This is a genomic window from Nonomuraea sp. bgisy101, assembly GCF_057708945.1.
Genome location: NZ_JBYITD010000017.1, coordinates 165,183 through 186,863 on the forward strand (window position 1 = coordinate 165,183; position 21,681 = coordinate 186,863).

The 21,681-nt window shown below is 73.2% G+C and carries 12 protein-coding genes; 7 read left to right on the forward strand and 5 right to left on the reverse strand.

The window, feature by feature from the left end:
- The first annotated feature begins 6 nt into the window (after positions 1–6).
- The 4 genes from AC3EO4_RS30045 to AC3EO4_RS30060 all read left to right on the forward strand — a co-directional run bounded on the left by AC3EO4_RS30045 (position 7) and on the right by AC3EO4_RS30060 (position 7,331).
- Entirely contained in the window at positions 7–1,119 is a 1,113-nt protein-coding gene (locus AC3EO4_RS30045) for an exonuclease SbcCD subunit D (protein WP_379574218.1), read from the forward strand.
- Positions 1,119–5,513, forward strand: a complete 4,395-nt coding sequence (locus tag AC3EO4_RS30050; protein ID WP_431898742.1) for an AAA family ATPase — start codon at positions 1,119–1,121, stop codon at positions 5,511–5,513. Before AC3EO4_RS30045 ends, AC3EO4_RS30050 begins: the two co-directional genes overlap by 1 nt.
- 160 nt (positions 5,514–5,673) lie before the next feature.
- Complete coding sequence (locus tag AC3EO4_RS30055) at positions 5,674–6,045, forward strand: VOC family protein (RefSeq protein ID WP_379574221.1); 372 nt, start codon at positions 5,674–5,676, stop codon at positions 6,043–6,045.
- The gene (locus tag AC3EO4_RS30060) at positions 6,042–7,331 is read left to right on the forward strand and encodes an MFS transporter (RefSeq protein ID WP_431898743.1); all 1,290 of its coding nucleotides are present in this window, start codon (positions 6,042–6,044) and stop codon (positions 7,329–7,331) included. Before AC3EO4_RS30055 ends, AC3EO4_RS30060 begins: the two co-directional genes overlap by 4 nt.
- Positions 7,332–7,890: 559 nt before the next feature.
- Here the strand turns inward: AC3EO4_RS30060 and AC3EO4_RS30065 are convergent.
- Positions 7,891–9,114, reverse strand: coding sequence for a homocitrate synthase/isopropylmalate synthase family protein (locus tag AC3EO4_RS30065; RefSeq protein WP_431898744.1), 1,224 nt, complete (start codon positions 9,112–9,114; stop codon positions 7,891–7,893).
- Between the two features lie 53 nt (positions 9,115–9,167).
- On the opposite strand from AC3EO4_RS30065, the gene AC3EO4_RS30070 reads away from it, so the two are divergent.
- Entirely contained in the window at positions 9,168–10,961 is a 1,794-nt protein-coding gene (locus AC3EO4_RS30070; protein ID WP_488186359.1) for a citrate/2-methylcitrate synthase, read from the forward strand.
- 384 nt (positions 10,962–11,345) lie between these two features.
- Here the strand turns inward: AC3EO4_RS30070 and AC3EO4_RS30075 are convergent, their stop codons facing one another.
- The 4 genes from AC3EO4_RS30075 to AC3EO4_RS30090 all read right to left on the reverse strand — a co-directional run bounded on the left by AC3EO4_RS30075 (position 11,346) and on the right by AC3EO4_RS30090 (position 18,347).
- Complete coding sequence (locus AC3EO4_RS30075) at positions 11,346–12,641, reverse strand: threonine/serine exporter family protein (protein WP_379574225.1); 1,296 nt, start codon at positions 12,639–12,641, stop codon at positions 11,346–11,348.
- Positions 12,642–12,738: 97 nt separating this feature from the next.
- Complete coding sequence (locus AC3EO4_RS30080; protein ID WP_431898746.1) at positions 12,739–15,864, reverse strand: coiled-coil domain-containing protein; 3,126 nt, start codon at positions 15,862–15,864, stop codon at positions 12,739–12,741.
- Complete coding sequence (locus AC3EO4_RS30085) at positions 15,865–17,151, reverse strand: hypothetical protein (RefSeq protein WP_431898747.1); 1,287 nt, start codon at positions 17,149–17,151, stop codon at positions 15,865–15,867. It abuts the gene before it with no gap.
- On the reverse strand, positions 17,148–18,347 hold the full coding sequence (locus AC3EO4_RS30090) for a hypothetical protein (RefSeq protein WP_379574228.1): 1,200 nt from the start codon (positions 18,345–18,347) through the stop codon (positions 17,148–17,150). The genes AC3EO4_RS30085 and AC3EO4_RS30090 overlap by 4 nt, the downstream gene beginning before the upstream one ends.
- Before the next feature lie 258 nt (positions 18,348–18,605).
- On the opposite strand from AC3EO4_RS30090, the gene AC3EO4_RS30095 reads away from it, so the two are divergent.
- Both AC3EO4_RS30095 and AC3EO4_RS30100 read left to right on the forward strand, forming a co-directional pair.
- Positions 18,606–20,720: a hypothetical protein gene (locus AC3EO4_RS30095; protein ID WP_431898748.1), complete on the forward strand. Its 2,115-nt coding sequence runs from the start codon at positions 18,606–18,608 to the stop codon at positions 20,718–20,720.
- A gap of 25 nt (positions 20,721–20,745) precedes the next feature.
- Positions 20,746–21,681 carry an AAA family ATPase gene (locus tag AC3EO4_RS30100; RefSeq protein ID WP_379574566.1) on the forward strand — a complete coding sequence of 312 codons (936 nt, stop codon included), beginning with the start codon at positions 20,746–20,748 and terminating at the stop codon, positions 21,679–21,681.

Consider the following 21,681-nt stretch of genomic DNA (forward strand, 5'->3'; position numbering starts at 1 on the left):
TGCGACATGCGCCTCCTGCACACCTCCGACTGGCACCTCGGCAGGTCCTTCCACCGCGAGAGCCTCATCGAGGGGCAGGCGGCCTTCGTCGACCACCTGGTCGAGACCGTGCGCGCCGAGCGGGTCGACGTCGTCGCCGTGTCCGGCGACGTCTACGACAGGGCCCTGCCGCCCGTCGACGCGGTCGCATTGTGCAACGAGGCCCTGCGGCGGCTCGTGTCCGCCGGCGCCCGCGTCGTCATGATCAGCGGCAACCACGACTCGGCCCGCCGCCTCGGCTTCGGCGCCGACCTCATCGACGCGGCCGGCGTCCACCTGCGCACCGACCCGTCCCGCGCGTGGGAGCCTGTGGTCATCGGCGACGTCGCCCTCTACGGCATCCCCTACCTGGAGCCCGAGCTGGTGCGCGGTCCGTGGGAGCTGTCCGAGCGCAGCCACACCGCGGCCCTCTCCCACGCGATGGGCCTGATCAGAGCCGACGCCGTACGGCACCGCCGCTCCGTCGTGCTCGCCCACGCCTTCGTGGCCGGCGGCGCGGCCAGCGACAGCGAGCGCGACATCAGCGTCGGCGGCGTCGCCCACGTGCCGCTCGCGGCCTTCGAGGGGGTCGACTACGTCGCGCTCGGCCACCTCCACGGCCGCCAGCGGATGGCCGACCACGTCCGCTACTCCGGCTCGCCGCTGGCCTACTCCTTCTCCGAGGCCGACCACGTGAAGGGCTCGTGGCTGGTGACGGTCGGCTCCCCTGGGGCAGACTTCGTCCCCGCTCCGGTGCCACGCCCTGTCGGCAGGCTGCGCGGCACGCTCGACGACCTGCTCGCCGACCCCGCGCTCGCCGTACGCGAGGACCACTGGCTCCACGTCACGCTGACCGACGCGGTGCGGCCCAAGTCCGCGATAGACCGGCTGCGCGCCCGCTTCCCCCACACGCTCGCCCTCGCCTTCGACCCGCAGGGCGCCGCCCCCGCCAGGCAGGCCGTACGGCTGGCGGGCCGGCCGGAGGCGGAGGTCGCGCTCGACTTCGTCCGCGAGGTCAGGGGCGAGCCCGCCGACGCTATGGAGGAGCGCCTGCTGCGCGAGGCCGTCGAAGCGTCGAGGGCCAAGGAGGTCATGGTCTAGTGCGGCCGCACCGGCTGACCCTCACCGCGTTCGGGTCGTTCCCCGGCACCGAGACCGTCGACTTCGACGCCCTGGCGGAGGCGGGCCTCTTCCTCGTCCACGGGCCGACGGGCGCGGGCAAGACCACGCTGCTCGACGCGCTGTGCTTCGCCCTCTACGGCGTGGTGCCAGGGCAGCGCAACAGCGCCCGCAGCCTGCGCTGCGACCACGCGCCGCCCTCGGTCGGGCCTTCGGTGACGCTGGAGGTCACGCTGCGGGGCCGGCTGCTGCGCATCCAGCGCTCGCCCGCCTGGACGCGTCCCAAACTGAGGGGCGCGGGGGTCACCGAGGAGAAGGCCAAGGTCATCGTCTCCGAGCGGCTGCGCGGGCACGACTGGCAGGGGCTGACCACGCGCGCCGACGAGGCGGGCGACCTGGTGGGCGGGCTGCTCGGGATGAACGCCGACCAGTTCTGCCAGGTCGCGATGCTGCCGCAGGGCGACTTCGCGCGGTTCCTGCGCGCGGACGGGGAGGAGCGGCGGCGGCTGCTGGAGCGCTTGTTCACGGTGAAGGTGTTCACCGCGGCCGAGGCGTGGCTGGCGGAGCGGCGCAAGCAGACGTGGCGGGAGTCCCAGGAGGGGCGGCAGGAGGTCGAGTACGCGGTGAAGCGGCTGGAGGAGGCCGCGGGCGACGTCCTGTCGACCGCCTCCTCGTGGACGTCGCCCCTCGACGCTGCCTCCCCTGTGGTCCCTGGTACCGTCCCGCTCACCGCTCCCACGGACCCCGCCCCGGACGGCGCTTACGGTGTTCCTGCCATGCCCTCGCAGACCGCTCGCGAGGTTCCTGCCCGGTACCACAGCGTTCCCGCCCCGCGCGCCGAGGTTCCGCAGGCCGTTGTGCCTGTCCCGCGCCCCGGCTCCGACGGCGACGCGGTTCCGACGGCCGACAGCGACCCGCTGGCGTGGTCGGGCCTGTTGCGCTCGGCGGCCGAAGCGGTCGTGGGGCGGGCCACCGAGGCATGGGCCGCGAGTGAGGCGGCGGTACGGGAGCATCGCGACAGGTTCGAGCGGGCGAACGCGCTGGCCGAGCGGCAGCGCCGCCACGCGGAAGCGGTGGCGCTGCGCCGGACGCTCGACGACCGGGCGGAGGAGCGTTCGGACCTGCTGAGCGTTCTCGACGAGGCGGCACGGGCCGACCGCGTCCTTCCCCTGATCAACGCCGCCCGCCAGCGTGCCGCGACGGCGGGAAAGGCGAGGGGGCTGGCCGCCGACGCCGTGGCCCGCGCCACGCCGCTGCTCGGCCCGCTCACCTCCGGCCCTCGCCCAGGCACAAGCTCACGCTCGGGCTCGGCCCCATATGCGGATGCAGACTCACACTCGGGCGGGGACCCGCGCCTGGGCTCTGGCCAGTCCACCGTCGACCCTGCGGTGCTCGCCGGGCTCGAGCGGGAGCGCTTGGCCGAGATCACCAGGGTGTCCGAACTGCTCGCCGACGAGAGCAGGCTCGCCCGGCTCCGGCGTGACCTGCGCGAGGTCGGCCAGCAGATCGAGATGTTGTCCGCCGGGGAGCGCGCCGCGGCCACCCGCCTGGACGAACTGCCCGATCTGGTGAAGGCGGCGGACGACGCCGCCGCCAAGGCGAGGCTCGACGCGGCCATGATCCCCGCCGCCGAGGTCGCGAGGTCCTCCGCCGCCGGCCGCCTCGAGGCGATCGAACGCCGCGACCGCCTGATCACCGATCTCGCCGCCGCCCAGACGGACCTGGCGACCCGCCTGCGCGATCCCTCCCTCACCCACGCGCTCACCGACCTCGCGACAAGGCTGAGCGGCCCCGACGCCGACCTGAAGGACCCCGCGGCCCGCCGGCGAGGGATCGGCGTCGATCCGGCGGGTCCGGCGGTACCCGCGCGGGATTCCGACCTCGAAGGGTCGGCGGCCACGACGGTTCACACGGGTGACGGCTCTCTCGCGAGGTCCGGGATCGACGAGCTGAGGTCGCTCATCGGCGGTGACGTGGCAGCCGGGGAGTGGCGGGTCGTGCGAGAGCGGGCGCGGCTGGCCGAACGTGCCATGGGCGACCAGCTCGCCGCCCTTGAGGGGTTGCGCGCCGACGAGTCCAGGCTGGCCGAGCTCGACGCGCGGCTCGCCGTACTGACCGCCGAACTCGACGCGCTCGCCGAGCAGGAAGGCGCGTGCCGCGCGGCCGTGGACGAGGTGCCCGACGCGCTGCACGAGGTGACCGCACGGCTGGCGGAGGCGCGCGCCGCCGCGGGACGCCTGCCGTCCGCGATCGCCGCCCGTGACGCGGCGGCGTCCCTGCTCGCGGTGGCGGGGCGAAGACACGAGCTGGAGGGCGAGACGGAGGCCGCGCGCGCCGCCCTCGCCACGGCGGTCGAGCAGGCCCAGGACCTGCGGGACCGGCTGCAGGAGGTGCGCCAGGCCCGCATCGAGGGGATGGCGGCGGAGCTGGCGGCCGAGCTGTCGGAGGGTGAGCCGTGCGCGGTGTGCGGGTCCGCCGAACATCCCTCGCCGGCCGTTCCCGCCGAGCTCGCCTACGCCGCCGACGACGAGAGCGCGGCGCAGGCCGCCTACGACGCCGCGCTCGCCGACCGGCAGGCGGCCGACGGCCTGCTGTCCTCGCTCTCCTCGCGGCTGGACGAGCTCGCCGACGCTCCCGCGCCTGAGGAGGCCGAGGCCGAGCTGGCCGCCGCCGAGGACGAGGTGGCGACGCTGACAGGATGGGCAGCAGAGGAGTCCGCGTGCGAACGGGCCGCGCTGGCGCTGGAGTCGCAGCTGGAGCAGGCCCGCGACCAGCTCCACGAGACGGAACGGCGGCTCGCGGAGGCGCGGACGGGGTTCGCGGCGTCGGCGGGGGAGCGGGAGCGCATCCACGCCCGGCTGGAAGCGGCGCGCGGCGTCGACGCGAGCCTCGGTGCGCGCAGGCGGCGGCTCGATGGCGAGATCCTCCTCTTGGCGGGGCTGGCCCGGTCGGCCGAGCGGATGGGTGAGATCACCGCACGGCTCGACGACGCCCTCGACACCCTCGCCCGCCTCCTGACCCCGCCCCCGCTCGCCGGTACCCCCGCGTCACGAACGGCGATGGCGGCGGCCACGTCCCACGATCCGACGAAGCGAGCCGCCGAGGTCACCAGGCAGTGGGCCGCCGTTGAGCTCGAGGCGGCCGACCGGGAGGCGGTCAGGTTGCGGGCGGCCGCGGCCGCGCACCCTCGGCTCGCGGCGCGGGCGGCCGAGCTGGCCGACGAACACGTCAGGACCACCGAGGCCTTCCGCGAGCTCGGCCTGCGGCTGGCCGCGGGCCGTACCAGAGCGGACGAACTCGAAGCGGAAGCCGCCCGGCTGGCGGCCCGCATCGACGAGGCCAGGGGCGCGGACCCGACGCTCGCCGCCAGGCTCGACCGGCTGCGCGAGGAGGCGCAGTTGCTCCGCGAGGCTCACGAGGCGACGCGGGCCGCCACGTCCGCCGCCGCCGAGCACCGTACGGCCGTCGAGGCGGCGGAACAGGCGGCGGTGGCGGAGGGGTTCGTGGACGTGGCGGACGTGCTGCCTGCCGTACGAACCGCGGAGGAAAGGGAGGAGAAGGCCGAACGGCTGCGCGAGCTGGACGCCGCGCACGCCGCGGTGACACGCACGCTGGCCGACCCCGAGCTGGTCGCCGCCGCCGCGGAGCCCGCGCTCGACCTGGCGGCGATGGAGTTCGCGAGGGAGGAGGCGGAGCGGGCGCACACCGCGCTCGCCTCGGCCCGTGACAGGGCGGAGCGGCGGGTGCGCAGGCTCGCCGAGCTGCACGAGGAGCTGGCGGCGCGCCTGGGCCGCTGGCAGCCCGCCGCCGACAGGCACCGGCTGGCCGAACGGCTGGCCGCGCTGGCCAGCGGCATCTCGGGCGACAACCAGTGGAGCATGAGCCTGTCGTCGTACGTGCTGGGGGAGCGGCTCAGGCAGGTCGTCGACGCGGCCAACGAGCGCCTCGACCACATGTCGGGCGGCCGCTACCAGCTCCAGCACGACCTGCGGAAGACGGCGGGCGCGCGCGGAAGGGCGGGCGGCGGGCTCGGGCTGCGGGTGCTCGACGCGTGGACGGGTGTCGACCGTGACCCCGCGACGCTGTCGGGAGGCGAGAGCTTCATCACCTCGCTGGCGCTGGCACTCGGCCTGGCCGACGTGGTGAGCGCGGAGGCGGGCGGCGCGGAGATCGGGATGTTGTTCGTGGACGAGGGGTTCGGCACCCTCGACGAGGACACTCTCGACGGCGTGCTCGACATCCTCGACGGGCTGCGCGACGGCGGGAGGGCGGTCGGCATCGTCAGCCACGTGGGCGAGCTGCGGACCAGGATCCCCGCGCAGCTCAAGGTCACCAAGGCGCGGGAGGGATCGACGCTCACCGTCACCGCCCCCTGACCGCCCTCCGTCGCGGTCTGCCGGGGCGCGCGTCGACGGCGTGACGGCACCCGGCCTCGACGCGGTGACGCGCGAGGCGAACCAACGGCCGGCAGGAGGAGCCGGGCGGCCAACCCGTGATGGAGCGTTGCCATGCGCCCTGGCCTGACAGGATGGGTCCATGGTGAGCATTGGACAGGTGGTGCTCGGCGTCACGGAGATGCCGAGGGCCGTACGGTTCTGGACGCAGGCGCTGCACTACATCCCCCGCGCCGGCGCGGTGACGGACACATGGACGATCCTCGATCCGGTGAACGGCCTGGGCGTGCCGGTGGCGCTCGGGCTCAGCTCCTCGCCGGTGCAGCAGGTGCCGCGCATCCACCTGGACCTGTTCGCCGAGACCACACAGGAGCAGCGGGAAGAGGTCGAGCGGCTGGTGGCGCTGGGCGCCGAGCTGGTGCAGTGGGACCTGTATCCGGACAACGCCGACTTCGTGGTGCTGGCCGATCCCGAAGGCAACAGGTTCTGCGTCATCGACCTGAGTCACGAGTGACGACGCCGCGGCCGACCAGGACGCGCATCGCCGCCGCCAGCCTCATCGGCACCGCGATCGAGTTCTACGACTTCTACATCTACGGCACCGCCGCGGCCCTGGTGCTCAACACCGCCTTCTTCCCCGAGATGGACGAGCTGGCCGGGACCCTGGCCGCCTTCTCGACCTTCGCCGTGGCGTTCGTGTCGCGCCCGCTCGGCTCGGCGATCTTCGGACACTGGGGCGACCGCGTCGGACGCAAGTCCATGCTGGTCGTCTCGCTGCTGCTCATGGGCCTGTCCACCGTGGCGATCGGCCTGCTGCCCGGATACACCGCCATCGGCGTGGCCGCGCCCGTGCTGCTGGTACTGCTGCGCTTCACCCAGGGCATCGGGCTGGGCGGAGAGTGGGGCGGCGCCGCGCTGCTGGCCACCGAGCACGCGCCGCCGGGCCGGCGCGGCCTCTACGCGATGTTCCCCCAGCTCGGCCCGCCGGTCGGGTTCATCGCCGCCAACGGGCTCTTCCTCATCCTCGGTGGCCTGCTCACCGACGACGAGTTCCTCACCTGGGGCTGGCGGCTGCCGTTCGTGGCGAGCCTGGTGCTCGTGGCGATCGGCCTGTACGTCCGGCTGAAGATCTCCGAGACGCCGGTCTTCCAGGCGGCGATGGAGGAGCGGAGGCTCGCCAGGGTGCCGCTCGCGGGCCTGATGCGCCACCAGTGGCGCCGGGTGCTGCTCGGCGCGGGCGCGATGGTCATCGCCTACACCCTCTTCTACACCGCCACCACCTACTGCCTGGCGTACGGCACCGCCACCCTCAAGATCCCGCGGACCACGATGCTGTCCCTCACCATGATCGGCGTGGTGTTCATGGCCGCGGGCACGGTCGTCTCCTCGCTGGTCTCCGACCGCGTGGGCCGCCGCCCTACGCTCCTCGTCGGCACCGCCGGTGCGATCGGATGGGGGCTGGCGATGTTCCCGCTGATGGAGACCGCCTCCGTACCGCTGGTCGGGCTCGCGCTCGCCGGCGCGCTGGCGCTGATGGGTCTGATCTTCGGTCCGATGGGCGCGTACCTGCCTGAACTGTTCCGCACCGAGTACCGCTACAGCGGCGCGTCGGTCGCCTACAGCCTGGGCGGCGTCCTCGGCGGCGCGATCCCGCCGCTGATCGCCACCCAGATGCAGGCCGGCGGGCTGCCCGTCTTCTACGTCGGCGTGTACGTCTCCGCCATGGCCGTGCTCAGCCTGCTGTGCCTGCTCGCCCTGCCGGAGACGGGCACGCTGGAGCTGTCAGAAGCCGAGTGGTGACCCGGTCGACGACGCGTGCGAAACCGATCGGTTACCGCCCACTCCCGCCCCCCTCGCCCGCTGTCCCCAGCCTGCCCCGACCGCTCGCCCGCGCCCGGCTCCCAACCCTCGACGCCTGCCTTCCGTCCAGCGCGTGCCCCCGCCCGGCTCCCGCCCCGGCGCCTGCCTCCCGTCCGGCTCCCCGCCCCGCCTGGCGCCTGACCTCCGCCCGGCTCCCAACCCTCCGGCGCCTGCCGTCCGTCCGGCCGTGACCTCCGCCCGCTCCCGACCCGTCCGGCGCGTGACCTCCGTCTGGCTCCCAACCCTCCGGCGCCTGCCGTCCGTCCGGCCGTGACCTCCGCCCGCTCCCGACCCGTCCGGCGCGTGACCTCCGCTCGGCGCCCGTCGCTCCTGGCCCGCCCGTTTGCTCCTGGCCCCACGCGTCGCCTGGCTGCTCGCCGTCCGCCAGCCCCGCTGTCCGCGATCCCCGGCAGCAGCCCGCAGGCCGTTCCACCTCATAGTGGGTGAGCTGGAGCGGGACCGGGGAACGGGAGCGGCAGCACGCCAGGGTCGGCCGCGATCAGCTGACGCTGACCTGGCCGGGGAACAGAAGGGAGAGCTCACGAGGGTAGGCCGCGATCAGGCGGAGCTCGTCGTCGGTCAACGGCCTGCCTGTCATGGCGTTGCAGAGCTGCACCAGCTCGAACGTCAGCTCCTCCTCCTTCACCTCGGCCTCCAGCCCGTCCATGACGTGACGGAACCCGGCCTTCCCGCCGTACTCGCCGGTCAGCACCACGCGCCCCCTGCGCGCGTGCCAGTCCTCAGGGAAGGGGCCGAGGGTGCTCTCGTCGTACAGCTCGTAGTTGCCGTGATCCTTCAGCGCGCCGTCGGCGTGGATGCCGGACTCGTGCGCGAAGGCGTTCGCACCCACCCCCACCTGGTTGAACGGCAGTGCCTGCCCGAAGGCGTAACTCGCCCACATCGAGAACCTGCGCGCCCACGAAAGGTCGAGCGCGTCGCCGATCTCCGCGGCGAGCCCGAAGCCGTGCCTGAAGGCCAGGATCGTCGAGAGCAGGTCGGCGTTGCCAGAGCGCTCGCCGATCCCGTTGACACAGGTGTTGATCCACGCGTCCTGTCCTGCCTCCAGGTCACCGAGTGCGCCGGACACCGAGTTGGCCACCGCCATGCCCAGGTCGTTGTGGCAGTGCGTCTCGATCGGCATGCCGGTGGCGGCGGCCAGCTTGGCGAAGCGCTCGCGGATCCTGCCGGGGGTGTCGCCGCCGATCGTGTCGCAGTAGCGGACCCTGTCCGCGCCCGCCTCCTTGGCCGCGAGCGCGAACTCCAGCAGGAACCCGTCGTCCGTGCGCGAGCCGTCCTCGGCGTTGACTCCGACTGTCTCGGCGCCTCCCGCCTTCGCCACGGCCACGGCCGCGCTCATCTCCCTGATGATGGCGGCCCGGTCGAGCCTGCCCCTGAACTTGTTCTGGATCATGTAGTCGGAGGTCGAGATGGACAGGTTGTAGTGCCTGAGGCCCAGCGGGAGCGCCTTCTCGACGTCGCCGGCAACGCCCCTGCACCAGCCCGACAGCCGCAGCTCGCCGAAAGCGCCCGCCTCCACGAGGGCGACCTGGGCCTTCACGTACGGGACCTCGTGGAAAAGGAACGGGAACCCGATCTCCGACTGCGCCACGCCCAACTTCGCCAGATAGAAGTTGACCATGGTCTTGCCGAACTTGGACAGGCCGGTCCGTGCTGTCTGCACGCCGTCCCTGTTGGTGACGTCAAGGAAGTGAATACGAGGCATGCCGCCACGTTGACATCGTCTATCAAGGTGGATCAATATTGATTTTCATCAACATGGACGAGTGGATCGACGCGGGGACGGCCGCCGAACGGCTCGGGGTGAAGCCCGCCACCCTGTACGCCTACGTGAGCCGTGGCGTGCTGAGACGCAGGCGGGCCGACGACGGGCGGCGCAGCCTGTTCTCCCTGGCCGAGGTCGAGCAACTGGCCAGGCGAGGGCGCCCGCGCAACCAGCCGCCGGAGCTGGTCATCGAGTCGCGGGTGACGACGCTGGGCGTCGACCGGCCGTACTATCGCGGGATCGACGCGCTGGAGCTGGCGCGGACAGCGGCCTTCGAGAGCGTCGCCGAGTGGCTCTGGACGGGGGAACCTGCTCGGGCCGCCCCCCTCGAGTGGGCAGGCGACCCGGAGGGAGTGCGGGCCGCTGTCGCAGCGCAGCTGGCGCTGCCTGAGGGGCTGCTGCCGATCGACAGGCTCCAGGTGAGCACCACCGTGCTCGGCGCCATCGACTCGCTGCGCTACCAGCTCGACCCCGCCTCGGTCGCCGCCACAGGCCGCCGACTGATCGCAGGCCTGATCGACTCCCTCCCCATCGCCGGCCAGTCCTCCGCGTGCCAGGATTCCGGCCAGCAGTCCTCTGCGGGCCAGTCCTTTGTGGGCCAGACCTCCGCTCAGCAGTCCTCCGCGGGCCAGTCCTTCGCTGGCCGGTCCCCCGCCGACCAGCTCTCGACTGGTCTTCCCTCCGCAGGTCTGGTCCCTACCGACTTGCCGGCTGCGGGCCGGGCTCAGACCGACCTGCCGTCCGCGGGCGTGGGCCCGACCGGCCTGCCGTTCGCCAGCCAGGTGACCTCCGCGGGATTGCGGCCGACCGGTCAGTCCGCTGCTGGTCTGTCCTCGACCGGGCCGCCCGCAATGGGCGGTCCGCTCGCGACGGGGGGTCTGTCCTCGACCGGCGGTGTGCCCGCGACGGGCGGTGTGCCCGCGACGGGCGGTCTGCCCGCGACGGGCGGTCCGCTCGCGACGCGCGGTCCGCTCGCGACGCGCGGTCCGCTCGCGACGGGTCTGAGCCAGGCCGGTCAGCCGTTTTCGGGGTCGGAGGGTACGGCGCGGCCTTCCGGTCGTCTGCCTTCCGTGGACGCCCCCGCCGCCGGTCCGGCCACCCCTGATCAACGCCTTCGGGTGGCGGAGGACCTGGCGGACCTGCCCATCGCCGAGGCTACGGGTCACGGCGGGGTGGCCGATCGACTGTGGGCGCGGTTGTGTCCGACGCCGCCCACCCCAGCGTTGCTCGCCGCGCTCCAGGCGGCGCTCGTCCTGCTGGCCGACCACGAACTGGCCGCCTCCACCCTCGCCGCCAGGGTCGCCGCCTCCGCGAAGGCCGACCCCTACGCCGTCGTCCTCACCGGCCTCGGCGTCCTCGGCGGGCCGCTGCACGGCGGCGCGTCCTACGAAGCCGAGCGACTCCTGGCGGAGGTGACGGAGCCCGGCCGCGCCGCCCGCGTGATCGCCGACCGCATACGGCGCGGCGAGCGCATCCCCGGCTACGGCCACAGCGTCTACAAGAACGGCGACGCGAGAGGCGCGTTCCTCATGGAACTGGTCGAGGCCGCCGCCCCGGGGCACGACAGGTTGGACGCCGCCCGGGCTCTCAGGGTCGAGGTGCGCCGCCGAAGGCTGCCCGAGCCGAACATCGACTTCGCCCTCGCCGGGCTGGTCGCGGTGAGCGGCATGATCCCCGGCGCGGGAGAGGCGATCTTCGCGGTGGCCAGGATCGCGGGCTGGCTGGCCCACGCCATGGAGGAGTACGCCAAGGGCACGCTCCTCCGCCTCCGCGCGACACCCCGCTGAGAGTCCGAGCTCTCCGTGTGGCGTCCGGCTGGGAGTCCGAGCTCTCTGTGTGGCGTCCGGCTGGAGTCCGAGCCTTCCGTGTGATGCCCGGCTGGGAGTCCGAGCTCTCTGTGTGGCGTCCGGCTGGGAGTCCGAGCTCTCCGCGCGACACCCCGCTGAGAGCCCGAGCCTTCCGTGTGGTGCCCGGCTGCGAGCGCTTCCGCGCGGTGCGCCGGTGAGAGCGTTTCATCGGGACACCCTGCCGAGAGAGCCGCCGGCACGAGACATCGCGGTGAGATCTCTTGGGCCGAACGCGCGGAGGGCCGCGCGGCGGGCGGGGTGCCCGCACTCTCAGCAAAGCCTCGCCCTCGGTGACAAGCAAGAGCAGGGACGCTGCCCCGGCGGTCAGTAGCCGCGGGTGCGGCGGGCGGCGGGGCGGGTTCTGCGGGCGAGGCCGCGCCCGCGGATGGCCCGAAGGATCTCCGCCCCCAAGATGACCCCAGCGCCGATGCCGACCGCGATCGACAGCGCCTCGACCAGGTGCAGCGCGCCCGCCAGCACGTTGTCGAGGCTCAACTCCAGCATCCCCCTGTACAGCGCGGAGCCTGGCAGCAGCGGTCCGATCGACGGGATCACGAACACCGCCGACGGCACTCGCACCCTGCGCGCGTAGGCGGTGCCCAGCAGGCCTATCACCGCCGCCGCGATCGTCGTCGCGCCGAGCGCCGGCACGCCGTGGGCGGTCAGCGACACGAACGTGAGCCAGATCAGCCCGCCGCCCAACGCGCCCGGCAGCAGGTGGCGCGGTGGTACCAGCAGCGCCACCGCGAAGGTCAGGCTCAGCGCCAGCGCGCCCAGCAGCTGGGCCGGCGCCAGCGACAGCGGCGCCGACGGCACGCTGTCCACGGTGATCGGCACGCCGAGCCTGACCGCGACGGTCAGCGTCGTGCCGATGCCCGCGATGACCGCGGCCACGATGAACACCACCTCTGTCAGCCGTGCCGTCGCCGTGACGTACTCGCCGGCGATGCCGTCCTGCACGCACGCCACCAGCGGCCTGCCGGGCAGCAGCGCGACCACGGCGCCGACCACCGCCGCGGACGCCTCGACGGGGACGCGCTGCCAGATGAGCAGCACCGCCACCACCGAGCCGAACATGGCGGCCACCGCCGTCTGGAAGAACTCGGCCACACCGCGCCGTCCGAGCCATGCGCCCGCCCTGTCGCCGAGCACCGTCGCCACGAACGCCGCCCCCGCCACCGTCGGGCCGCCGCCGATCAGCACCGCCGCCGAGGAGGAGATCAGCGCCGACGACGTGACCACCGCCCACTCGGGGTAGACGCGCACCCGCCTGGTGATCTCCTTCAGTCGCTCGACGGTCTCGCCGAGCGGCAGGTCCTGCGCGTTCACCTCGCCGACGAGATGGTGCACGGCGATCAGCCGGTCGTAGTCGGGCTGGCGCCGGCGCACCCGCCGCTCGGCCGTGGCGGGCGGCCTGCCGTCGGTGGGCACGTGCGACAGCGTGATCGCCGACAGGTTGACGTCCGCCTCGACCTGGCGCATGCCGTACGACTCCAGGATCCTGCGCATGGCGCCCGCGACGTTCTCGGTCGCCTCGCCGCTGCCCAGCAACAGCTCACCGACCCGCAACGCCAGCGCCATGGCACGATGCCCCTCGGCATCCGAAGCGGAGTATGTCATCGCATGGCGTCATACCCGCGCTCTCGCCCTTTGATCGACATCCTCGGGAACGCCCCACCGCGCGCCATGCACCGCGTCGCGGGCGGCGGGCGGCCGGTCAGTGGGCGGGTTCCAGAGCGTGGGGGCGGCCGACGTACGAGGCCAGCGCGCGGACCCGGTCCGCGTGCTCGTCGTGACCGACGATCACCGGCGGCTCGTTGTAGGCCATCGCGTCGGAGCTGCGGCGCAGCTTGATGTACTGCCCGCACGCGTCGATCGCGTAGGGCTCCATGTCGTCCTGCAGCGCGCCGATCACCGTGATCCCGTACGTCTCGCCGATCCTGCGGAACAGTGCCACCGCCTCCCTGCGGTGCTCCTTGCCCAGGTTGCGGCCCAGCTCGTCAAGCACCAGGCACAGGTGGCCGCCGCCCGAGGAGGCGATGGCCGCCGCGCACACCAGCTTGACCGCCTTCTCGTCCATCAGCGCGGTGTTCGCCCGGCGGTTGTACGGCACGAAGCCCTGCCCCTCGCCGCGCCGCCACTTCGGCGTGACCCGCCACTGCCAGCGCTGTTCGGGGTCGGCGGGGGCGGGCGGCACGGGGAACTCCAGCGTCGCGCCGTAACCGCCGTAGGACGTGTCGAGCTTCTCGAACTCCTCGGCCACCCTGGCCAACCGCGCCTTGATCGCCGCCGTCAGCGCCGCCCGGTGCACGGCCGTCGACTGCGCCGCCTCCTCGGCCCCCTTCTCCGCCGCCGCCAGGTCACGCTGCCGGGTCACGATCTGCGACTCGATCTGGCGGCGCTGGTGCTTTTCGTACTCCTCCTGCCCGCGAAGGTAGGAGGCCAGCGACCCGCACACCGCCGCGAACGTCGTCTGCTCCCTGCTCGCCCGGCCCGTGCGCTCGCCCATCAGGAAGCGCAGCTCCTCGGGCACCTCCTCCTCGTCGTCGCCGGGGAAGGTGTCGCGGAAGGCCTGGTCGAGGTGGCGTTCGGCGACCCGCCACCATTCCTCCGCGCTGCGCGGACGCTCCTCCTCCTGCAGCGCCGTCAGCCATGCCCTGGCCTCGTCGAGGGGGCCGCCCCACTCCCTGCCCAGTTCGTCGAGGCGCAGCGCCGCACGCTCGGCCGCGACCTTGGCCGCCGCGTCGCGCGCCTGACCGCGTTCCGACTCGTGCCTGGCCCTGCGGCCCTCCAGCCGTTCGATCTCCATGTCGCGGGTGCGGGCCCGGAAGTCCAGCGCGCCGGCCTGCTGCTCGGCGACCGCCACCGCCGGCGTCAGCTCCTGCAGCGCCTCGGTCAGTTCGGCCAGCTTGGCCCTGCGCTCGGCCAGGCGCTGCTCGATCTCCAGCAGCCGCACGCCCGCCTTGGCGCCGTCGAGCCGCCGCTGCGCCTCGGCCACCCGCTCCTCACCCGCCCTGACGTCCTGTGCCGCCCCCTCCTGAACGTCCCTGGCTCGGTTGAGCCGCTGCTCCGCGGCCTTGATTCGGGCCTCCCTGCCGGTGGCCACACCGTCGAACGCCCCGACCACGCTGACGCCCGCCGAGCTGACCAGCACCGAGCCCGGCAGGTCCTTCAGCGCCTCAGCGGCGGCCTCGAGCCTGGCCGCGTCGACGACCACCGCGTGCTCGGTCGGCCAGCCCCGCAGGTCGACGTGGTCGCGGGCCTGCTCGGCCACGTCCAGGGCGTCGAGCAGGCCGGTCGCGCCCACCCCGGCCGCCGCCAGCGCGGTGAGCTGAGCGGCGGCCGGCCCGCCCTCGGCGTCGTCGAGCGCGGCCTGTGCCGAGGACACCTCGCGGTCGGCCACGCCGAGCGCCTTCAGCGCCTCGTTCAGTCGCCCGCGCGCCTCGGCCAGCTCCCGCTCGGCCGTGGGGACGTCACGCCCGTCGGCCAGCCGCCGCCGCTCCTCCAGCGAGGGCACCATGCCGCGCAGCTCGTCGGCGGAGTTCTCCGCCACCGCCCGGTCGGCGTCGAGCTTGGCGGCCCTGGCCTGCAACACCGCCAGCTCCTTGCGCGCCTCGACCACCCTGCGGTCGAGCGTGTCGTCCTTCAGCGTGGCGATCTCGGCCCGCACCGTCGCGATCGCCTCGGCCGCCGTCTCCTGCGCCGCCTCCAGCGTCTCGAGCTGGGCGGCGAACGCCTCGTCACGATCGGCGGCGTCGGCCAGCCTGCGCGCCTGCCGTCCCCTCCAGCAGCGCAGCGCCTCCGCGAGCCGCACCCTGGCCTGGTCGCGGCGGTCGAACGTGGTCAGCAGCGCGCTCGACTCCGCCTCGAACTCCGCCAGCCGTTCGCCCGCCTGCGCCGCCTTGACCCGCCTGGCGTGCTCGTCGCGGCGCGCCTCACGCTCCTGCTCCAGCTCGGCGTCGAGGCCGGTCAGCGCGGCGATCGCCTCGAAGACCCGCTCGGGGGAGATCTCGTTCAGCGGCTGGGACAGCAGGTTGGTGGCCACCTTGCTGCGTACCGACGTGGACAGGAACGACACACAGCGCACGCGGTCGCCGTACAGGACCTTGGTGAGGTCCCTGGCCACCACGTCGCGGCGGCCCGCCGACCTCGGCAGCGCCGACCACACCTCGTCCGCTCTGGCCACCCGCTCGGCCTCGGAGCTCGCGGCGGCCAGGTGGACGCCGTCGCGCCAGCGGATCTCCAGGTGCGGCGCCTCCTGGTTGACCCGCAACCAGACGGTGATCGGGCCGTTGGCGGTGTCCGGCTCGGGGAAGAGCCCCTCCCCGTCGTCGCCTGATCCGTCCACCTCGATCTGGCCGTCGCCCGGGCCTGACGTCCCCGATCGGCCGCCGCCCTGGGCGCCCGCTCCTGATCCGTCCCCTGCACCGCCCGCCACGCTGAGAAAGTCGAGCGCGCTTCCCCCGGCAGTGTGCGCCGCGCCGTTCGTCTGGGCGGCGCCGTCCATGTGCGCGGAGGGGCCGAAGACGCCCACGATGTAGCCGTGGTCGGCGCTGGCCCACTGCCGTCCGCCGGCGCCGCTGGCCAGCTCGGCGTTGAACAGCAGCTCCGACACCGCCTTCGCGCCGGACGCGAACCGCCACTGCTCGTCCCCGAGCAGCGCCGTGATCGACGCGATGAACGACGACTTGCCCGCGCCGTTGGAGTCCTTCGGCCCCGCGCCCGCCACGACGATCAACGTGCCCGGCACGGTCGGCACCGGATGGGTCGACAACCGTGAGATGTTGACCGCCTGGACGGCGATCAGCACCCGATCCCCGACGACGTTCTCCACCAGAGCCACTTACCCGTCCCCCGTCTTCCGCTGTGCTCGTACGGCCGCCGCCAGAGGCGTGTGCGGCCCCGCGGCGAGGATCAGCTCTTCCTGCAGGCGCCGCCGCGCCGCCTGCGTGAGCCGGTGGAACTGCGGGCCCGGCACGTAACCTCCGGCCTCTTCGCCCGCCTTGACCTGCGAGAGCAGCCCGGCGTGCCGCAAGGTGCGCAGCGCGGCCTCAAGCTCGCCGATGGGCAGCTGGGTGTGGCGGCGCAGCTCGTCGACGGGAGTGGCGTGCGGGGACAGCCACGTGTCCTCGGGCAGCAGCCCCTCCGCACGCGGGATCGCCACCGAGTGCACCAGCACCAGCGTCAGCACCGCGCGCTCGCTCTCGCCCAGCGTCGTGCCCGCCCTGACGGCCACGGCGTCGTCGTAACCCGAGATCCACCGCTCCCGTTGCTGGATCAGCGTCCGTCCGCGCCTGGCGAGCATCTCGGCGAGGGTACGGCGGAGCGCGGGGTCCCTCAGCGCGGTGAAACGCGCCTCCTGGACGGGCTCGGCGGCGAACTCCACCGCCATGAACGCCGCCACCAGCTCGGCCCTGCGCCGCTCGTCGAAGGCGTCGAGCAGGTCGTCGAACTCGGCTCTGGCCGTCTCGACCCTGCCGCCGAGCACCTCGATCTCGCGGGGGGCGTCACCGGCCGCCGGAGCGTCTACGGGGGAGGCGGGTGCTTCCGCCGGGATGGCGGGCGTCTCCTGTGGGGCGGCGGGCACGACCGCCCCAGGAGCCGCGGCGACCAGATCGGCGTCGCGGACCACGGTCAGCGCCGTCCGATCCGCCTCTGGCAGCCGCCTGACCAGCTCCTTCAACTGCCCGTACGACTCCACGGGCCACGTCGCGCACCGCGGCCCGAGCCGGACGAACCCGTCGGCCATGACCACCCACGACGAGTCGTGCAGCCGCCGCAGCGCCCCCACCGCCCAGTTGCGCATCAGGTCGTCGGTCCGCCCGATCAGCGCCCTGTACGTGTCGAGCACCAGCTCCACCGGCGCGGTCGCCCCTGGCCATGGATCGGTGGACAGGTCCACCCAGCAGCACTTCAGGCAGGCCGCCAGCACCCGCCTGGTCTCACCCGACCGCTCGACGCTGGGCGGGGCGACCTGGTGCTCCTCCAGCAGCGAAGGCGTCACCCCGTCGGGCCACACGGGGACGGCCAGCTCGGCCATCCGGACCATGCCCGCGGGAGTCGCCTCGCCGTGGCCGAGCCGCAGCGGGCCCTCCGCCCTGGCGCGGGCGTGGGCGAGGGAAGCGGTCATGCGATGCGCTCCAGGAAGCCGTGGGACAGCCACGTGGGCTCGTGAGAGGGGTCGGCCGTCAGCTCGTCTGACCAGACGAGCCGGTAGGGCAGCTCGGGACGCAGATCGACGCTGGTCAGGTCGGCCAGCAGGCGCCGGGCGGAGGCCCAGTCGGAGCCCAGCAGCCCGGCCAGCGCCACCCTGTCGGCGCCGCCGAGCACCGACTCGGCCACCGACGTCAGCCGCTCGACGGCCGCGCCGGGCGACTGGTCGAGGGAGCCGGACGGCCCTGGGTCGGGCAGGTCCGAACGAGGGGGCGTGGGCTGGGCGGGGGCCGGCCGCGGGCTCTCGTCGACCGCGCGCACGATCGCCGCTGGATCGTGCCAGGGGGAGGGGGCATCGAAGACGAACCCGTCGAGGACGGCCGCGAGCCGTTCCTTCGAGGCCGTCTGCGAGAAGGTGCGCCAGGTCTCGGACGGCAGCAGCGTCAGGTTGCGGGTGGTGCCCGCCGAGTCGGCCAGTCGGCCGGCCGCGCGGCGGGAGGCGTCGCTGTAGGCGTAGATGGCCGCGCGCAGGTCCGTGCAGAGCCTGTCGAGCTCGGGCCAGCGGGTCAGGATCGTGCCGTGCAGGTTCTGGGCGCGACGGGCGATCTCCTCGGTGCCCCACAGCTTGGGCGCCTGCTCGCGCAGCTCCTCGATCGTGCCGGTGGTGAGCGTGATCAGCTCGAGCGCCCACAGGCGGAAGGCCCTGGCCAGGTTGGCCGCGCTCTGCCCGGCCTGCTCCATCGTGGTGCGCGGGTCGGCGACGTTGAGGTCCTCGAGCGCGAGCAGGCGGTGCATCTCCGACTGGCCGCCGTCGTCCATCATCCGCCGGATGAACATCAGCCCGACCACGCTGGTGAAGGAGGCCCGGTAGCGCAGCTGGTTGGGCTTGGGGAACACCTCGCGGATCGCGCCGAGGCCCTTGAGGACGCGCAGCCTGTTGTCGAACTGGTCGGAGGGGAAGGCGCGGCAGGCGAAGCGCATCTGCTCGTGCGTCAACCACTCCTCACCCGCCTCCGCGAACGCGGCGAAGAGCGTCTCGGCGACGTCGACCATGGCGGGATCGTCGACCACCGCGCCGCTGTCGCGGGCCAACGCCGCGAACATCCTGCGGTAGGTGGACAGCACCGCCTCCTCCGAGAGGGCGGCGTCGAGGGTCAGGGGCTGTTCGGACACGCGCTCTAAGGTAGAGGTTCCCACCGACACTTCGCTCAGGTGACGACATCGGGAAGCCCGTGCGCGTCGGCCCTGCCGCGAACATCCCGACCAGCGCGGATCGCGACATATGCGGACCGGTGAGAGCGCCGCGAGAGAGTCGTCGGCGCGGTGGACCGCCGGTCGCCGACGAGCGCGTTGGGCTGCCGGGTGGTGCGGGATCACGCTAGGGTGAGGCCCGGTAACAGGGGGACATAGGCGTATACGGGCGGAGTTACCGTGCGTGGGGATAAGGTCACCGCGCTCGTCGCGGGCGGGGTCGTGGCGATCCTCGCGGTCGCGGCGGCGGTCTTCGGCGTGGGCGTCTCGTCCGCCAACCCGAAGCTGGCGGACGTGGGCGCGTGGCTGTGGTCCAAGGCCAAGGGCAGGGTCGTCCACGTGAACGGCCTGTCGGGCGAGGTCGACGGCTACCTTGACGACAAGCCCGGCAAGTCCATGAAGGTCGTGCAGGACGGCACGAACGTGCTGCTCGTCGACAGCCGCACCGGCTTCGTCGGCAGGATCGAGCCGAGCCAGCTCACCGTCTCGCAGACCAAGAACTTCGGCGCCGCGGGACTCCAGCTCGTCGTCAGCGGCTCCGACGCGTACGCCGTCGACCCCCGTGGCAGGGTCCAGCGGATCGACCCCGTCACGCTCAACACCACCGGAACGCCGCTCGACCTGCCGGGCCCGCTCGGCTCCGCGCGCATCGACGGCGGAGGCCGGCTGTGGGTGCCCGTCACCGCGACCGGCGAGGCCGTACCCGTCAGAGCGGGTGTGAAGGAGCGCGCGGTCAAGGTCGGCGAGGCAGGAGAGGAACTCGCGATCACCATCGCGGGCGGGCTGCCGGTGATCACCAACACCCGGGCGGCCTCCACCGTCATCATCGGCGCGGACGGCGGCGCGGGCGAGATCACGCTCCCCAAGGAGGTCGCCCAGGCCGGCAAGGGCGGCGTGCTGACGCCCGCGTCCACCGAGGGCTCGCTGGTGCCGATCCTCACGCCGGGCCGCGACGGCCTGCTCGTCGTGATCGACACCATGTCGAACGCCGTGCAGACCACCGACCTCTCGGTCAGGGAGGCGGGTGTCCCGCAGGTGCTCGGCACCAAGGTGTACGTGCCCGACCAGCGGGCCGGCGCGATGATCGTGTGGGACACCGCGGCCGGCGGTGACCCCGTGCGGATGCAGGTGGCCGACCGGCCGGGTCCGATCGAGGTGTTCGTCAAGGACGGCCTGCTCTGGGCCAACGACGAGAACGGCGACAGGGCCGTCGTCATCGATCCTGAGGGCCGCAGGCACGCCGTGGACAAGGACGACACCGACGTGCCGGGACCCACGCGCACGCCCAAGCCGCGCCCCACGCCGACGACGGTGCCGACCAGCACCGTGCCGGATCCCGACCCCGAGCCAGAGTCGACCAGGACGGTGCCCGACCCCACGGAGGAGGCACCCGAGCCGACCAGGACCGCGCGGAAGAAGCCGACGCCGAGCCAGACGCCCACGCCGTCCGAGACGCCCACTCCGACCCCCAGCCCTTCCGCTCCGGGCGCGCCGGGATCGGTCTCGGCCAAGTCGGGACCCGGCAAGGTGGATGTGACGTTCGGCGCTTCGACGGGTGGCAAGGTCGAGAAGTACACGCTCAAGGCGTCGGGCCAGGGCAAGGTCATCCCCGAGTCGGTGGGCCCTGAGGGGCCCTTCCAGTTCGAGTACGCCTCAGAACAGTGCGCCGAGGTGAGTTTCACCGTCGTCGCGCACTGGGCGGGCGGCGAGGTGGAGTCGCAGTCGTCCGCGTCGGCCATGCCGTGCGTGGCGCCGGGCGCGCCGACGAACTTCCAGGCCAAGGCGAAGAACAAGGGCGCCGACCTGACGTGGGGCGCCCCCGAGAACGCGGCGGGACAGGGCGTGACCTACGTCCTGTCGGGCGCGGCGAGCAACAACGGGATCGAGGGCACCTCGTTCAGCGCCGAGGGGCTGAGGAACGACGCCAAGCACGAGTTCTCGCTGAAGGCCAAGAACGCGGCGGGGGAGAGCCAGACCGCCACCACGGCCACCGCCGACCTCGCCTATCCGAAGAAGGCCTACCAGAACGCCAACAACAACCAGACCGACTCGTTGATCCAGTGCGGTCCTCAGGGCGGCTGCGAGGTCGGCAGGATCCCGAAGGGCCAGTACCGGTCGCTCACCGTGATCTGCCAGACGAAGGGCCGATCGGTGTCGGAGAGCGAGAGCGGCGAGAGCAGCGACGTCTGGAACAGGATCGAGTGGAACGGCGGCGTGGCCTACATCAGCGACACGCTGATGGCGATCCCCGGCAGCGGCCTGGCGGCCGACGGGCTCTACGAATGCGAGAACTGAGTTGAGCTACCCTGACACCGCCTCGATGGCGGGCCAGTTCGCGCAGCGCTTCCAGCTCCTCGCGGGCAACATCGAACACGTCATCAGAGGCAAGCGCGAAGCCGTCGAACTGGCCCTGGTCTGCCTGTTCTCCGAGGGACACCTGCTCATGGAGGACGTCCCAGGCACGGGGAAGACGACGCTGGCCCGCTCGATCGCCGCCAGCGTCGACGCCGAGTGGCGGCGGATCCAGTTCACGCCTGACCTGCTGCCCAGCGACATCACCGGGGTGTCGATCTTCAACCAGGCGCACCAGAAGTTCGAGTTCCACCACGGTCCCGTCTTCGCCAACATCGTGCTCGCCGACGAGATCAACCGCGCCTCGCCCAAGACCCAGTCGGCCCTGCTGGAGGTCATGGAGGAGCGGCGTGTCACCGTCGACGCCGAGCCGCACCCCGTGCCGAGGCCCTTCATGGTGGTCGCCACCCAGAACCCCGTCGACATGGACGGCACCTACCCGCTGCCCGAGGCCCAGCTCGACCGCTTCCTCATGAAGATCTCCGTCGGCTACCCCGACCACTTCGCCGAGGTCGAGATCCTCAAGGCGGGCGCGCAGGTCGAGCGGCTGCCGCAGGTCGCCCGCGCCTCCGACGTCGCCGCGATGATCGACTTCGCGACCCAGATCCACGTGGCCGACCCCGTCTACGACTACATCGTGGCCCTGGTCGCCGCCACGCGCGCCAACCCCTACCTGCGCCTGGGCGCCAGCCCCCGCGCCAGCCTCGCGCTGCTGCGCGCGTGCAGGGTCAGGGCCGCGTCGACGGGCCGCCACTACGTGGTGCCCGAGGACGTCAAGGCCCTGGCCGTCCCGGTGATCGCGCACCGGCTCCTCCTCACCCCCGAGGCGGAGCTGCGCGAGCGGACCGCCGCCGACGTGCTGGGCGAGCTCATGGCCGGAATGCCGGTACCGCAGGCGGCCTGA

Excerpts from the sequence above, each read along its gene's own strand:
- AC3EO4_RS30065 (WP_431898744.1), bottom strand. The coding sequence starts at position 9,114 with ATGCCTCGTATTCACTTCCTTGACGTCACCAACAGGGACGGCGTGCAG.
- AC3EO4_RS30045 (WP_379574218.1), top strand. The coding sequence starts at position 7 with ATGCGCCTCCTGCACACCTCCGACTGGCACCTCGGCAGGTCCTTCCAC.
- AC3EO4_RS30055 (WP_379574221.1), top strand. The coding sequence starts at position 5,674 with ATGGTGAGCATTGGACAGGTGGTGCTCGGCGTCACGGAGATGCCGAGG.
- AC3EO4_RS30075 (WP_379574225.1), bottom strand. The coding sequence starts at position 12,641 with ATGACATACTCCGCTTCGGATGCCGAGGGGCATCGTGCCATGGCGCTG.
- AC3EO4_RS30070 (WP_488186359.1), top strand. The coding sequence starts at position 9,168 with ATGGACGAGTGGATCGACGCGGGGACGGCCGCCGAACGGCTCGGGGTG.
- AC3EO4_RS30085 (WP_431898747.1), bottom strand. The coding sequence starts at position 17,151 with ATGACCGCTTCCCTCGCCCACGCCCGCGCCAGGGCGGAGGGCCCGCTG.
- AC3EO4_RS30100 (WP_379574566.1), top strand. The coding sequence starts at position 20,746 with ATGGCGGGCCAGTTCGCGCAGCGCTTCCAGCTCCTCGCGGGCAACATC.